A 14,076-nucleotide genomic window follows, 5' to 3' on the forward strand; every position below is an offset into this window, starting at 1 on the left:
ACGGACTCAGCCGTCCGCGTCGAGGACGCGCGTGACCCTGTCGTCGGGGTCGGGGTGCTCGACGTCTCCGAGGCCGGCGACCGCATCGAGGAACGCGGTCCGGTAGCTCGCCGGCCCCTCGTAGTCGCCGAACGCGCCCCGCGCGGCGGCCTCGCCCGCGACGCCGAACGCGAGCGTCCCCGCGAGCGCCGCTGTTTCGCTGTTCGCGAGCGCGCCCGCGAACGTCGCGAGCGTCACGCCGAGCATGCACCCGGTGCCGACGACGGACCCGAGCATCGGGTCGCCCGACGCCACCTCGTAGGCGGCCGCGTCGGTCGCGACGACGTCCGTCTCGCCCGAGGCCACCACCACGGACCCGGTCTCGCGCGCGAGCGACACCGCCGACTCGGCGACGGCCGCGTACTCGCCGACGGATTCGACGCCGCGCACGTCGGCATCAGCGCCCGCGAGCGCGCTTATCTCGCCGTAGTTGCCCTTGATGACCGTCGGGTCGAGCTCGGTGGCGAGGCGCTCGGCGACCCGGTCGCGCGTCGGGGTCGCGCCGACGCCGACGGGGTCGACGACGAGCGGGACGCCGTGTTCGTTCGCGGCGCGCCCCGCAGTCAGCATCGCCTCTTCGCCCGCCTCGCTCACTGTCCCCATGTTGAGGAGACAGCCCTGCGCGCCCGCGACCATGTCGTCGACCTCACGGGCGTCGTCCGACATCACGGGGAGGCCGCCCCAGTAGAGCGCGACGTTCGCGACGTCGTTGACGGTGACGGCGTTCGTCACGCAGTTCACGAGGGGTTGGTCGGCGGCGATGCTGTCGAGCGTCTCGGTGAGAGTGAAGTCGGTAGTCATGCGTTCTCGACGGCTGTTGTGAGCTCGCGGGTCGCCTCTTCGGGGTCGTCGGCGGCGGTGATCGCGGAGACGACGGCGACGCCATCCGCGCCCGCCCGAATCACGTCCGGGGCGTTCGCGGGCGTGATACCGCCGATGCCGACGATGGGGACGTCGACGGCGTCCGCGATGGCGGCCACGCGATTGGGCCCGACCTCGGCGTGTTCCTCGCGGACGTCCTTCGAGTCGGTGGCGTAGACGGCGCCGACGCCGAGGTAGTCCGCGCCCGCCTGGACGGCGCGGCGCGCGCCCTCGACGGTGGAGACGGAGCGGCCGACGACGGCGTCGTCGCCCAGTCTCTCGCGGGCGGCCGCGACCGGCAGGTCCTCGTCGCCGAGGTGGACGCCGTCCGCCTCGACGGCGGCCGCGATGTCCACGCGGTCGTTGACGAGAAACGTCACGTCGGCGTCGCGGGTCTGCTCGCGGAGCGCGCGCCCGAGGTGGTAGCGCTCGCGTGCGCTCGCGCCCTTCTCGCGGAGTTGGACGACGTCCACGCCGCCGCGAATCGCGGCCGCGGCGACGTCCTCGGTGGCGCGTCCGCGCGAGCGACTGCCCTGCGTGACGAGGTACGTGTCGATATTCACGCGTTGTACCTACTGGTGGTCGGCCGTGGGAGCAAAAGGGTACCGACTCCGCGACGGGCCGCGTTATCGGGTCGCCGCCGGCCCGGACGCCGCGCGCGACCACGTCGGCTCGTCGGCCGGCTCCGTCGCGTGCTGGACGCCGTCGAGGTGCTCGACGACGCCGTTCGCGTGCGACACCGACTCCGCAATCGCCGCCCCGCACGCCCGTAGGGCGTCCTCGCGGTGGTAGACCGCCGAGAGCGGGAGCGGGCGCCCCTTCATCACGGGGACGGTCGACTCGCCCGCCTCGCGCGCCGACGCGAACAGCGACGCGACCGCGTGCCGGCCCGGCGAGCGCCCGCCCGCCGAGAGCACCGCGACGTACGGCGCGTCCGTCTCGTGGAGCGCGCCCGCGAGCCCCGCCATCAGGTCGCCCGGGGTGCGCTCGCGGGCGAAGCCGACGGTCGCGTCCGCGCTCGCCCAGACGTCGGAGCCCTCGAGCGCCCGCGCGTACCGAGTGCGCTGGTCGCGCCGACAGCACACCACGACCTCGCCGACGAGCGGCGCGACGCGCTCGACGACGTGGCGCAGTCGGGCGGCGTCCGTCGCGTCGCCGTCCGCCGACGCCGAGCGATGCGTGCGCCCGCTCGCGACCACGACGGCCGCGCAGTCCTCGCGTCCGATCATGCGATGTACCCCGCTTCGCCCATGAACGCCATCGCGAGCGAGAACACGGTGACGAGCACCGCGATACCCATCTCGGCGTAGAGGATGCGCTTCCCCCAGCGGAACCACGGCTCCTCGGGCGTCTCCTCAGTCTCGGCCATTCAGTCGTCACCTCCGGGAACGGCGTTGGTGGGTTTCTCCGAGCCGAGCCAGCGCTCGCGCGACCCGATGCCGTGCTCGCTCAGGCTCTGCTCCGAGCGCATCGCCCACACGAAGAAGGCGATGAACGGCACGAAGAACACGATTGCGACGGCCGCGTACCCCATGTGGATGTCCGGAATCCACCCGAAGACGAGCGGGTAGACGATGCCGCCCGCCGTCGAGATGCCGCCGATGAACCCGGCGGCGATGCCGGGGCGGTCCTTGAACATCAGCGGGACGATGGCGAAGACGCCGCCGGTCCCGAAGCTCACCGCGATGCCGAAGCCGGCGAGCACGACGACGGAAACCGGGAGGAGGCCCATCGTCCCCGCGACGGTGAGCGCGCACATCATCAGCGTGATGAGGAGGAGCGCGGTCATCAGCCAGTGGACGCGCGGCGCGTACTCCTGCTCGGCCGAGAGGAACGGGTACGGCGTCCACCCCTTGCGCTGCCAGAGGTCGGACATATACCCTGAAAACGGCCGGAAGAGCGACGCGTTGAATGACTGGACGGCCGCGAACGTCCCGGCCGCCGTCTGGATCGCGGCGACGCTCGTGAACCCGAGGCCGGCGATGGCGTCCTGGAACCCGCTCGCGTAGTAGGTCGGGAGCCACGAGTTCATCGCGATTTCGAGGCCGAACGACATCGCGTACGCGAGCATCAGCCCGATGGCCGCGAAGCGCGTCCACACGTAGAGCGTGTCCTTGATGCCGGAGTTCGAGCGCGCTGTCTCCGCCGTCGCGACGTCCTTCGCGGGCTCGCCGCGCCACTTGTAGACGACGGCGATGACGAGCGCGACGATGCCGAGGTGGAGAAAGGCGTCCCCGAAGTTCGTCCCGTAGAGACGCGGCAGGACGAGCGCGCCGACGCCCGCGCCCGCGTTCCCCGTGCCGGCGTAGATGCCCTCGGCGGTGCCGATCTCGTGGTCGTCGAACCACTGGGAGACGTGCTGGATGCCGACGACGAAGCTGATGCCCGCCGACGCGACGATGAGGCGCTCGACGAAGAGCACGTCGTAGTTCGTCGCGAATGCCGACGCGATGCTCATCAGCCCGGAGTACGCGAGGATGAGGGCGAACGTGTTGTGCGCGCCGAAGCGGTCGGCCGCCCACCCCGCGATGACGCGGCCCGGGGGCGCGAGCCAGAGCGCGCTGCTCGCGAGGAGCGCGAGCCCGCCCGTCGTCAGCCCGAACGCGCTGTCGATGGACGTGCTGAACGCCGCCGTCGAGAACCACATCAGGAACGCCCAGAAGAACCCGACGGTGGCGATGACGAGCTGCTCGGTCTTCTTCGAGATCATTCGTAGCCGCCACCTCCCACGCTCGCGTCACCGGTGGCGCTCGCCGCCGCGCGCTCGCCCGCGACTGCGGGGTCGCCGTGGAGTTCGGGCGCGACGTCGAGCGGCGCGACGTCCCGCGCGTCGTCCCCGTCAGTCATCGCTCTGCGCTCCGAGGGGGGTTCCGTCGGCGGCCGTGGGCGCCGGGCCGTCGCCGGAGTCGAAGGGATACCAGGACTGCTTCGCGTCCGTGAGACACGGGTCGGTGTAGTCGGTCTCCTCGGGTTCGGCGAGTTCCGCGATGGTCTCGTTGCCGGTCGCCGCCACCCACTCGCGGAACGTCTGCTCGTCGTTGCGCATCTCGACGTACGTCTCGACGATGTTCGCGAGGAGGCCCGGCACCTCGTCGGCGGGGACGCGCTGGTGGACCCACTCGATGAAGCTCGGCTCCTCGCCGATGCTCCCGCCGACGCCGACGTCCATCGCCTCGACCATCTCGCCGTCCTTCCGGGCGCGCATCCCCTGCAGGCCGATGTCCGCACTCATCGCCTGCCCGCAGTCGGCCGTGCAGCCCGAGCAGTGAATCTTCAGCTGCGTCACGTCGTCGGGCACCTCGACGGTGCGCTGGAGCCACTGGAGGGTCTCCGCCATCCGCGTCTTCGTCTCCGCGAGCGCGATGGAGCAGAACTCGGTGCCCGTACACGCCATCCCGCCGCGCGTGAAGACGTTCGGGTCCGGCGAGTACGTCTCGAGGAGCGGTTCCTCAAGGAGGTCGGGGACGCGCTCGTCTGGGACGTCCATGATGAGCGGGTTCTGCCGGCGCGAGAGCCGGACTTCCCCGCTCCCGTAGCGGTCCGCGAGGTCCGCGAGTTCGAGCGCGTCCGTCGCGGGCATCCGCCCGACGGGGACGCTGACGCCGACGAAGCTCAGCTCGTCGGTCTGGTCCTGCACGCCGACGTGGTCGTGTTTCCCCTCGTCGTCGTGCTTGCCGGCGTTGTAGGTGTACTCGCCGCGGAAGTCCGTGCCCGCGTGCATGAGCTCGAAGTCGAGGCGCTCGTCGAGTTCCTCGCGGATCTTCTCCGTCCCCCACTCGTCGACGAAGAAGCGCGCGCGGTTCTTGTTCCGGTTCTGCCGGTTCCCCTCCTCGTGGTAGAGCTCGACGAACGCCCGGACGGTGTCGTAGGCGTGCTCCGGGGTGACGAAGAGGTCGAGCGAGCGCGCCTTCCGGGGTTCGCGCCCGCCGAGGCCGCCGCCGACGCGGACGTTGAACCCCTTCGTGTGCTCGCCGTCCACCGGCCGGTGGGCGGGCTCCAGGGCGACGTCGTTGATGGAGTCCTGCGCGCACCCCACCGTACAGCCCGTCACGGAGATGTTGAACTTGCGCGGGAGGTTCGCGAGCGCGTCGTCGCCCCGGATGCCCTCCTCGATCTCGTCAAGGAGGTCGCGCGTCGGGACGTACTCGTCGGCGTCCTTCCCGGCGACCGGGCAGCCCGAGATGTTGCGCATCGTGTCGCCGCCCGCCGAGCGACTGGAGACGCCGACGGACTCGAGTTTCTCCCAGATTTCGGGGACGTCCTCGAGTTTCAGCCAGTGGAGCTGGATGGACTGGCGGGTCGTGTAGTCGATCCAGCCGTTCCCCCAGCGCGGGTTCTCGACGGGGCCGCGCGCGTACTCGTCGGCGACCTCCGCGATGGCGCGCAGCTGCTCGGGCTTCAGCACGCCCCCGCAGTTGTTGAGGCGCATCATGAAGTAGCTCTCCTGCCCGCTGCGCTGGTGGAAGAGCCCCCAGAACTTGAAGCGGGTGAACCACTCCTCGCGCTCGTCCTCGGGGATGGACTCCCAGCCCTCCGCCGCGAACTCCTCGATTTTCTCCCTGACCGCGTCGCCGTACAGCTCGCCCTTGACGTCTTCCTTCTTGTGTGCCATGGTGGTGTGTCCTGCACACGTGCGTCCACTGATTCAGAGAACCCGTGGAGTATCGTGCGCTGATTACGGATAGTCAGTCCGCCTTCTCAAGTAAAAGCGTTCTGTTCATTCGACCTTCTACTGTCGAGTTTTCCTTCAGGGAGTGGAGTGTATTGGATGAATTGGGATGTGTATAAGGCCGTATTCCGATTAGAATAGACTGGTCGTAAAATTCGAGTCGTCGTGGAGGAGATTTCTTCCGTGTTCGTGGAGTGGTCGCGCTCAGAGCGCGTCGAGGACGTCGCTGGCGACGCGCTCGTACGCGCGCTCGCGGTCGTCGCCCGTCACGCCGACGAGGACGTGGTCGACGCCCCAGCGCTCGAGGTCGCGGAAGTACTCGCGGAACCACGCCGCGCCCGCGCGGAAGCCCTGATTCACGCGCTCCGGGGACGCGTCGGGGTCGTCCGCCAACTCGACCGTGCAGGTCGTGACGAACGGCGCGTCCGTGCGCGCGTGCCAGTCGTCGAGGTAGTCCCGGAGGGTGTCCTCGGGGAGGTGGTAGAAGAGCCAGCCGTCGCCGTGCGCGGCGATCCACTCGCGGGACTGCCGGCTGTTCCCCGTCACCAAGAGCGGGAGATTGCCCCGAGTGGGCTTCGGGACGACGTCGAGCGTCCCGTCCATCGTCCCCCAGCGCGTCTCCACCTCGGGGAAATCGGTCGTCCACGCCGCCCGCAGGACGCGGACGCTCTCGCGGAACGCCGCGCCGCGTTCGTCCTCGCTCACGCCGAAGGCCTCGTACTCGGGCGAGCGGTCGCCCGACGCCACGCCGAGGACGAGGCGGCCGTCCGAGAGGTGGTCGAGGCTCGCCGCGCTCTTCGCGACGTGGAGCGGGTGACGGAGCGGGAGGACGACGCTCGCCGTCCCGAGCGCGATTTCGTCCGTGCGTGCGGCGACCTGCGAGAGCCACGTCCACGGGTCGAACGTCTGGCCGGCGTCCCGGAACGTCGGCCAGTAGGTCGGCACGTCGCGCGCCCACAGGCCGTCGAAGCCGAGGTCCTCGACGCGCTCGGCGAGCGCGAGCTCGCGCGCCACGTCCGGGCGCTCCTCGCGTGCGCCCGTGAGCGGGAACGTCGCGCCGACTGTCAGGTCGTCGCCCCCGAAAAGGCGCTCGTAACCGCGATTCGGCGACTCCATGGGCTCGCTCGACGCCGGACACGCAAAAACCGCCGGGCGGCGGCGAACCCCACGGGGTCGCATTTACCGGCCACGCCGAGGTGCCGACGCGCGCGGTCCACCACACTATTGTACTACTGCATGATACCGTGGTGTATGACCGCGAGCACGAGACGCCGACCCGGTGAGGGGGGAGGAGCGTGACGCGCCGCGCCGCACCCGTCGACTACCCCGTCGCGCTCACCGTCGCCGGGAGCGACTCCGGCGGCGCGGCCGGCATTCAGGCCGACCTCAAGACGATGGAGGCCTGTGGCGCCTACGGGACGAGCGTCGTCACGAGCGTCACCGCGCAGAACACGCGCGGCGTCCACGGCGTCCACCACCTCCCGCCCGCCGACGTCGCCGCGCAACTCGACGCCGTCCGCGACGACTACGACGTCCGCGCCGTCAAGACCGGGATGCTCGGCCGGGCGGACACCCTCGAAGCCGTCGTCGAGGCGGTGTCAGAAACTGACGCCCCCGTCGTCGTCGACCCCGTCCTCGTCTCGACGTCGGGCGACGCGCTGGCCGACGACCGGGTCGAGGCCGCCTACGAGACGCTGTTCGCGCACGCAACGCTCCTCACACCGAACGCAGACGAGGCCGAGGCGCTCACCGGCGTCGACATCGAGAGCCGCGTCGACGCCCGCGTCGCCGGCGAGCGCCTCCGCGAGCAGGGCGCCGACGCCGCCCTCGTCACCGGCGGCGACCCCTACGTCGAGGACGACCGCGACACCGCCGTCGACGTCCTCGTCACCGCCGACGACGTCCGCGTCTTCGAGCACGAGCGCGTCGAAACGGCCCGCACGCACGGCTCCGGCTGTACGCTCTCCAGCGCCATCGCCGCGCGCCTCGCCGCCGGCGACGCGCTCGACACCGCCGTCGAAGCCGGCATCGAGCACGTCGCGCGCGCCGTCCGCTACGCGCACGCCGTCGGCACCGAGACCGGGAGTGTCCACCACCTCGCCGCGCTCCGCGACGACGCCGAACGCCACGCCACCGTCGAGGCCGTCCGTGCCCTCCGTGCCGAGCACGGCGACGCGAGCGTCGCGGGCGCGACCCCGTACGCCGAATCCGCCGCCGACGTCGCCGCGCCCGACGCGAGCGGCGTCGTTCGCTTCGACGTGCCGAGTCGCCCCGGCGAACTCCTCCTCGCCGCCCGCGAGCACGACCCGTCGCTTCGCTACGCGGCCACCGTCCCGTACGACGCGGAGGCGTGGGGCGAGGACGGCGCGCGCACCTGCGCGCCGGACCCCTCACTCCCGCCGGACGAACGCGTCGCTCGCGCGTTCGAGGCCTGTGCGGACGCACCCGTCCTCGTCGACCCGAGCGAGTGCGACGGCGACGCCGCGACGTGCTTCGCGGCCGACGTCGCGGCGCTCCGCGAGCGCCTCCCCTAGTCGCGATAGCCCGCGAGGAAGTCCTCGAGGAGCAGGGCGCGCGGGTCGGCCGGCGAATAGCGCGTATCGACGAGTTCCTCCGCCGTCTCGATCTCGCCGCGCATCGCGAACTGCCGGACGCGCGCCGCCGTCTGCAGGAACTCCTCCTCCATCGGCGCCGCGTCCGGGACGCCGGCGGGGTCGTCCGTGGTCTCCTCGGGGAAGACCTCCGAGTAGAGCTCGTCGTAGTCGAGCATCTGTGGCTCGTAGTCGTCGTCCACCTGCGCGAGGATGCACTCGACGGCGAAGCGCTGGAACTCCGAGCGGTTCGTGAAGAGGTCGCGCTCGACGAGTTCCTCCACGGCATCGAGCACCTCCTCCGGGAACCGCACCGTGGACTTGACCATGTTCGTGGACGAACGCGCTCGACCGGCGTAAAACTACCCCCTAGCTCACGAAGAGACGGCGGTCGGCGCGCTCGTGCTCCATCGCGTGGACGTCGATGAGCGGCGCGAACGGGCTCATGCGTTCGAGCGGGCGCTCCGCGTTCGCCGCGACGACGTCGGCGACGACGTCCGCGAGGTCGTCGAGGAGGCGCTGGGCGGCGACGTGCCCGAGGCTCAGGAGGCGCTGAGCCGCGCCGAGCATGTCGGTGAGGAAGGCGTGGCCGTGCAGGAGGCAGGCCTCCGCCGGGTCGATGCCGCGTCGCGCCGCGACGAGGCCGAGGGCCACCGGATACGTCCCGGGTGCGTCCGTCGTCGCGACGCGCTCCTCGTAGGCCGCGACGACCGAATCCGCGCTCGTCTCCGCCTCCACCTCGAGGAGTCGTCGGCCGGCCTTCGTCGCGCTCTCGCGGAACTCCGCCGCGAGCGTGCGCGTGAGGAGCGCGTCGTCCACCCGCTCGAGCGCGTCGAGGTCGTCGGCCGCGTCGTGCGCCGCGCGGATCGCCACCGTCTCGCAGGGGCCGACCTGCCGGCGGAGGTAGCTCTCGAGGACCTCGCCGAGGTCGGCGGCGGTCTCGACGCGTCCCGAGGCGACGAACTGCTCGAGGCCGTAGGAGACCGTGTTCCCGCCGACCGGGAGGAAGGAGTCCGCGAGGCGATACGCCGAGAGCGACGCCCGCGCGTCCGAGTCGCCGTCCGAGGTCACTCCGACTCGCCCCCGTTCGGGGCCCGAACGCCCGTCGCGTCTGGCGCGTGCCCGTGGTCGTCGTGTGCGTGCTCGTGGGTGTGGTCGTCGCCGTGGGTGTGGTCGGCACCGTCGTGCTCGTGTCCGTGTCCGTTCTCGTCGCCGTCGTGGGAGTGGGCATGGTCCGGCGTCCCGTCGTCGAAGCGCATCGGGTCGACGGCTTCGACGCGCGTCGTCGCGCCCTCCGGGAGATGCGATGCGACCTCCTCGCGGTGGCGCTCGACCGACTCGTCCAGCGCGACGAGGACCGACGCGCCCCGCACCGCGAGGTCGCGGTGGCGGTTCCCGACGACGTGCCCGAGTTTCGCCGCGAGCGCCATCGCCTCCGGCGTCGCGTCCGCCTCGTGCAGGTCCACGACGAGCGCGTCGCGCGCCGCGAGACCGACGACCAGCAGGGCCGCCGCGTCGTCGCTCGCGAGGACGTCCCCGGGTTCGAGGCTCCCGGCCTTCCCGGTGACGACGCCGACGTCCGTCCCGTCCTCGGTCTCGGTCCGGAAGCGCGAGCGCCGCCGCGTCGTCTCGTCGAGCGTCAGCTCCCGCGTCGCCGCGCGCTCGACGCGCGATGCCACCGCCTCGTCCGCAGTGTTTCCAACGTAGGTGTCGTAGAGGTCCATGACTAGTTCTTCCGCTGGTCGGGCGCGGGCGCGTCACGGAGCGCGCGACTGCTCGCGTCCCACGCCGCGTGGAGCGCCGCCCGAACGTCGCTCGCCCGGTCGCCGAGCGCGCGCACCACGACGCCCGCGTCCTTCGGGAGCGTGGACGCCGCCGCGCGCGCCGCCGTGTCGCTCGCGCGCCCGTGCAGGCGCTCGCTCAACGCCTCGCAGTCGACGTCGCGCGTCGTCGCGAGGTACGCCGTCCCGAAGACCGCGTAGTCGTCGAGGACGCCGGCGCGCCGGGGGTCCGCGTGCGGGTCGTCCGGCGCGAGATGCGTCGTATCTGCGAGTAGACGCCCGCCGGGGCCGTCGACGGTCGTGCGCGCGTAGTAGCGCTCGAACTCGAAGGCCTCCTCGCGCGCGAGGCGACCCGGAACCACCGTCTCCGTGAGGAAGGCCGTCGCGTCCCGTCCGAGCGTCACCGCCGTCTCCTGGCAGTAGCGCGCGCCATCGTGGAGGATGGTCTGCTCGGGGACGTACTCGAGGTGCGCGCCGTCGCCGACGACGAACGTCTGGTCGACGCGCGCGCAGTTCGCGTTCATCGCGAGCACCTTCGTCGCGCTCTGCGTGCTCACGTGCGCGAGCGCGTCCGCTTCGGCACGCAGGGCCATCCGGTTCCGGTCGCCCTGCGCGACGCCGCCCGTCGGGCTCTGCACGTAGACGGTCGTGCCGTCCGGCCGCCCGCGGTCGTGGCCGAGCGTCCCGCTCAGGTGGTAGGGGACGCGCGCGTAATCCTCGACGAGCCGCGTCTTCCCGCCGTCGTCGCGCGCGAAGCGCGCTTCGAGTTCGCCGACCTTCCCGGGCGAACCGACCGCCGTCTGCGCGAGCGGTTCGTCGACGTACGCCTCGAACTCCGGCGGGAACGCGCGCTCGCCCGCGTCCGCCGGCGTCTCGGGGAGCGCGCTCGCGTCCGACGCGCCCGCCGCCTCCTCGGTCGCCATCTACGCGAAGAGCACCTCGGAGCGCACGTGCTCGATGACGTCCGCGACGCCCGTCTCGGCCTTGCAGTCCGTGAGGACGTAGGGGCCGTCGCGGACGGCGGCGGCGTCGCGCTCGATCTTCTCCAGGTCCGCGCCGACGTGCGGCGCGAGGTCGGTCTTGTTCACGACGAGGAGGTCGCAGTCCACGACGCCGGGCCCGCGCTTCGCGGGGATGTCGTCGCCCTCCGCGACGGAGATGACGTAGAGCGAGTAGTCCGCGAGCTCGGGGTCGAAGGTCGCCGCGAGGTTGTCCCCGCCGCTCTCGACGATGACGAGGTCCAACTCGGGATGCGCGGCGACGAAGTCGTCTATCTGCCGGAGGTTCATCGACGGGTCCTCGCGGATGCCAGTGTGTGGGCACGCGCCCGTCTCGACGCCCGCGACGAGGTCCTCGGGGACGACGCCCGCGAAGCGCTCGCGGAGCGCGTCGGCGTCCGCCTGCGTCAGGATGTCGTTCGCGATGACGCCGACGTCGAGGCCCGCGTCGCGCAGCCGAGGGACGACCTCGCTGATGAGCGACGTCTTCCCCGACCCGACGGGGCCGCCGATGCCCACCGTGGCGACGTCGCGGTGGGTGCGGCGCTCCTCGGCGCTCATGGCTCGCCCGCCCCGCTCCCGATGTCGCGCGCGCTGTCCGAGCGGATGGGGTCGTGGACGGTGACGAGCTTCGTCCCGTCCGGGAACATCGGCTCGACCTGCACCATGTCGATCATCTCGGGGACGCCCTCCATGACGTCCTCGCGTCCGAGGAGGCCGGTCGCCTCCGCGCGCAGGGTCGCGACGTCCTTCCCCTCGCGCGCGCCCTCGAAGATCCAGTCGGAGATGTAGGCGATGCTCTCGGGGTGGTTCAACTTCACGCCACGCTCCTTGCGGTCGCGCGCGAGCTGTGCCGCCGTGTAAATCGTGAGCCGTTCGCGTTCCTTCGGGGTAAGGTTCATAGCATGTACCGTTGGGTGAGCGGGAGTTCCTCGGCCGGTTCGCAGGTGACGTGCTCGCCGTCGACGCGGACCTCGAAGGTCTCCGGGTCGATCTCGATGTCGTCCGGGCAGGTGGTGTTGCGCACCATGTCGCCCTTCGAGACGGTGCGCGCCCCGGAGACGGCGACCGTCTCCGTCGTCAGGTCGTACTCGTCGCCGACGCCGTTCTCCTTCGCGGCGCGGCTGACGAACGCGAGCGAGAGGGCATTCTTCGCGCTCCCCACCGCTCCCGCGCGCGGGCGCTGCATCATCGGCTCGCAGGTCATCAGCGAGCCGTTCGCCTCGCCCATCTCGCCGTAGACCGGGAAGCCGCCCTTGAACGTCACGAACGGCTTGATGCCGAACGACGCGGGCTCCCAGAGGACGAAGTCCGCTACTTTGCCGGGTTCGAGCGTGCCGACGTGGTCGTCGATGCCGGCGGCGATTGCGGGGTTGATCGTGTACTTCGCGAGATACCGGAGGATGCGCTCGTTGTCGCCCGCCCCGTCCTCGGAGAGCGCGCCGCGCTGGTCCTTCATCTTGTGCGCGGTCTGCCACGTCCGCGAGACGAGTTCGCCCATCCGGCCCATCGCCATCGCGTCCGTCGTCATCATCGAGATCGCGCCCGTGTCGTGCAGCACGTCCTCGGCGGCGATGGTCTCCGCGCGGATGCGCGACTCCGCGAACGCGACGTCCTCGGGGACGTCCGGGTTCAGGTGGTGACAGACCATCACCATGTCGAGGTGCTCGTCGAACGTGTTCGTCGTGTACGGCATCGAGGGGTTCGTCGAGGACGGGAGGACGTTCGGGTCGCCGACCGTCTCCATGATGTCCGGGGCGTGCCCGCCGCCCGCGCCCTCGATGTGGAAGAGGTGGACGGTCCGCCCGTCGACGGCCTCCATCGTGTTCTCCACGAACCCCGTCTCGTTCAGGGTGTCCGTGTGCATCGCCACCTGCACGTCCGCCTCGTCCGCGACCGTGAGGCAGGTGTCGATGGCGCCCGGCATCGCGCCCCAGTCCTCGTGGATCTTCAGGCCGCACGCGCCCGCCTCGAGTTGCTCGTAGAGCGACTCCGGGCGCGAACTCGACCCCTTCCCGTAGAAGCCGACGTTCACCGGCCAGTCCTCGGCGGCGCGGAGGAACATCTCGACGTTCCGCGGGCCCGTCGTCGTCGTGGTCGCGCCGCCGCCGTAGCCGCCCCCGAGCATCGTCGTGATGCCCGCCGCGAGCGCGTGCTCGGGGAGCTGGGCGGCGTTGAAGTGGACGTGGACGTCGAGCGCGCCCGGCGTGAGTATCTTCCCCTCCGCCGGATAGACGTCCGTCCCGGCGCCGACGACCATGTCCACGCCGTCCATCGTGTCCGGGTTCCCGGCGTTCCCGATGCCGGCGATGCGGCCGTCCCGAACGCCGACGTCCGCCGCCACGACACCGAGGACGGGGTCGAGGATCGTCGCGTTCGTGATCACCCAGTCGAGCGCGCCCTCCTCGTTCGTGACGCCGGGCGCCATCCCGAGGCCGTCCCGGAGCGTCTTCCCGCCGCCGAAGACCGCCTCGTCGCCGGGCGTCCGGTAGTCCGACTCGACCTCGGCGTAGAGGGCGGTGTCGCCGAGGCGCACCTGCCCGCCGACCGTGGGCCCGTAGAGCTCCGTGTAGGCCTCGCGGGAGACGTCGCGGGTCACGACTCGCCCTCCGTCTCCTCGTCGATGCCGGTGTCGGCGAAGCCCGCCTCGCGCAGACGCGCCAGCGCCGCGCCGGGGTCGCCGGCGACGCTCCCGTTCACGACGCCGTTCATCCCGTGAGCGCGCTGTTTCCCGCCGATAGCGACGAGGTCGACGTCGCGCTCGTCGCCCGGTTCGAAGCGGACGGCGGTGCCGGCGGGGACGTTCAGGCGCATCCCGAACGCGGCCTCGCGGTCGAACGCGAGCGCGCCGTTCGCCTCGAAGAAGTGGAAGTGCGAGCCCACCTGCACGGGCCGGTCGCCGGTGTTCGCGACGGTGACGGTCGCCGTCTCGCGGTCCTCGTTGATCGATACGTCGCCCTCGCCGGGCACGACCTCACCGGGGACGAGGCGTTCACCCATCCGCCGTCGCCCCCGTGCTCGGCGACCGCTCGAACTCAAGTACGACCATACTGTCCGTGAGTCTCTAGCTATACACAATAATGTCTCGCACACTCGCCAATATTTGCACGACACGGGGAAGTATTGTTGAATATGAC

The 14,076-nt window shown here is 71.3% G+C and carries 17 protein-coding genes; 1 reads left to right on the top strand and 16 read right to left on the bottom strand.

Going from position 1 to position 14,076, the window contains the following annotated elements:
- Nucleotides 1-6: 6 nt before the first annotated feature.
- The 8 genes from thiM to EFA46_RS13155 all read right to left on the bottom strand — a co-directional run bounded on the left by thiM (nucleotide 7) and on the right by EFA46_RS13155 (nucleotide 6,685).
- Nucleotides 7-840 (bottom strand): hydroxyethylthiazole kinase, encoded by an 834-nt coding sequence (gene thiM, locus EFA46_RS13120; protein WP_123078157.1) that lies wholly within the window; start codon nucleotides 838-840, stop codon nucleotides 7-9.
- Nucleotides 837-1,457: a thiamine phosphate synthase gene (gene thiE, locus EFA46_RS13125; protein ID WP_176969897.1), complete on the bottom strand. Its 621-nt coding sequence runs from the start codon at nucleotides 1,455-1,457 to the stop codon at nucleotides 837-839. The genes thiM and thiE overlap by 4 nt, the downstream gene beginning before the upstream one ends.
- 69 nt (nucleotides 1,458-1,526) lie before the next feature.
- Nucleotides 1,527-2,129, bottom strand: coding sequence for a molybdenum cofactor guanylyltransferase (locus EFA46_RS13130; RefSeq protein ID WP_123078161.1), 603 nt, complete (start codon nucleotides 2,127-2,129; stop codon nucleotides 1,527-1,529).
- Nucleotides 2,126-2,269, bottom strand: a complete 144-nt coding sequence (locus EFA46_RS13135; protein WP_176969894.1) for a hypothetical protein — start codon at nucleotides 2,267-2,269, stop codon at nucleotides 2,126-2,128. The genes EFA46_RS13130 and EFA46_RS13135 overlap by 4 nt, the downstream gene beginning before the upstream one ends.
- Nucleotides 2,270-3,610 (bottom strand): MFS transporter, encoded by a 1,341-nt coding sequence (locus tag EFA46_RS13140; RefSeq protein ID WP_255494109.1) that lies wholly within the window; start codon nucleotides 3,608-3,610, stop codon nucleotides 2,270-2,272.
- Complete coding sequence (locus EFA46_RS13145; protein WP_158604286.1) at nucleotides 3,607-3,747, bottom strand: hypothetical protein; 141 nt, start codon at nucleotides 3,745-3,747, stop codon at nucleotides 3,607-3,609. The genes EFA46_RS13140 and EFA46_RS13145 overlap by 4 nt, the downstream gene beginning before the upstream one ends.
- The gene (locus EFA46_RS13150; RefSeq protein WP_123078163.1) at nucleotides 3,740-5,512 is read right to left on the bottom strand and encodes a nitrite/sulfite reductase; all 1,773 of its coding nucleotides are present in this window, start codon (nucleotides 5,510-5,512) and stop codon (nucleotides 3,740-3,742) included. The genes EFA46_RS13145 and EFA46_RS13150 overlap by 8 nt, the downstream gene beginning before the upstream one ends.
- A gap of 261 nt (nucleotides 5,513-5,773) precedes the next feature.
- A complete protein-coding gene (locus EFA46_RS13155; RefSeq protein ID WP_123078165.1) occupies nucleotides 5,774-6,685 on the bottom strand; it encodes a TIGR03571 family LLM class oxidoreductase in 912 nt (303 codons plus the stop codon).
- Nucleotides 6,686-6,864: 179 nt separating this feature from the next.
- On the opposite strand from EFA46_RS13155, the gene thiD reads away from it, so the two are divergent.
- Complete coding sequence (thiD, locus tag EFA46_RS13160; RefSeq protein WP_123078167.1) at nucleotides 6,865-8,103, top strand: bifunctional hydroxymethylpyrimidine kinase/phosphomethylpyrimidine kinase; 1,239 nt, start codon at nucleotides 6,865-6,867, stop codon at nucleotides 8,101-8,103.
- Here thiD and EFA46_RS13165 read toward each other — a convergent pair.
- From EFA46_RS13165 to EFA46_RS13200, 8 genes are read right to left on the bottom strand one after another with little or no spacing between them, the layout of a single operon-like run.
- On the bottom strand, nucleotides 8,100-8,489 hold the full coding sequence (locus EFA46_RS13165) for a ribbon-helix-helix domain-containing protein (protein WP_123078169.1): 390 nt from the start codon (nucleotides 8,487-8,489) through the stop codon (nucleotides 8,100-8,102). The two genes, thiD and EFA46_RS13165, sit on opposite strands and share 4 nt — an antisense overlap.
- 40 nt (nucleotides 8,490-8,529) lie before the next feature.
- The gene (locus tag EFA46_RS13170) at nucleotides 8,530-9,231 is read right to left on the bottom strand and encodes an urease accessory protein UreF (RefSeq protein ID WP_123078171.1); all 702 of its coding nucleotides are present in this window, start codon (nucleotides 9,229-9,231) and stop codon (nucleotides 8,530-8,532) included.
- Nucleotides 9,228-9,884 carry an urease accessory protein UreE gene (locus tag EFA46_RS13175; protein WP_123078173.1) on the bottom strand — a complete coding sequence of 219 codons (657 nt, stop codon included), beginning with the start codon at nucleotides 9,882-9,884 and terminating at the stop codon, nucleotides 9,228-9,230. Before EFA46_RS13175 ends, EFA46_RS13170 begins: the two co-directional genes overlap by 4 nt.
- 2 nt (nucleotides 9,885-9,886) lie before the next feature.
- On the bottom strand, nucleotides 9,887-10,864 hold the full coding sequence (locus tag EFA46_RS13180; protein WP_123078175.1) for an urease accessory protein UreD: 978 nt from the start codon (nucleotides 10,862-10,864) through the stop codon (nucleotides 9,887-9,889).
- Nucleotides 10,865-11,500, bottom strand: coding sequence for an urease accessory protein UreG (ureG, locus tag EFA46_RS13185; RefSeq protein WP_123078177.1), 636 nt, complete (start codon nucleotides 11,498-11,500; stop codon nucleotides 10,865-10,867).
- The gene (locus EFA46_RS13190) at nucleotides 11,497-11,841 is read right to left on the bottom strand and encodes an urease subunit gamma (protein ID WP_123078179.1); all 345 of its coding nucleotides are present in this window, start codon (nucleotides 11,839-11,841) and stop codon (nucleotides 11,497-11,499) included. The genes ureG and EFA46_RS13190 overlap by 4 nt, the downstream gene beginning before the upstream one ends.
- A complete protein-coding gene (gene ureC, locus EFA46_RS13195; protein ID WP_123078181.1) occupies nucleotides 11,838-13,538 on the bottom strand; it encodes an urease subunit alpha in 1,701 nt (566 codons plus the stop codon). The genes EFA46_RS13190 and ureC overlap by 4 nt, the downstream gene beginning before the upstream one ends.
- Nucleotides 13,535-13,939, bottom strand: coding sequence for an urease subunit beta (locus tag EFA46_RS13200; RefSeq protein WP_123078183.1), 405 nt, complete (start codon nucleotides 13,937-13,939; stop codon nucleotides 13,535-13,537). Before EFA46_RS13200 ends, ureC begins: the two co-directional genes overlap by 4 nt.
- Between the last annotated feature and the right edge of the window lie 137 nt (nucleotides 13,940-14,076).

Source organism: Halarchaeum sp. CBA1220 (assembly GCF_003721175.2).
Taxonomy (GTDB): domain Archaea; phylum Halobacteriota; class Halobacteria; order Halobacteriales; family Halobacteriaceae; genus Halarchaeum; species Halarchaeum grantii.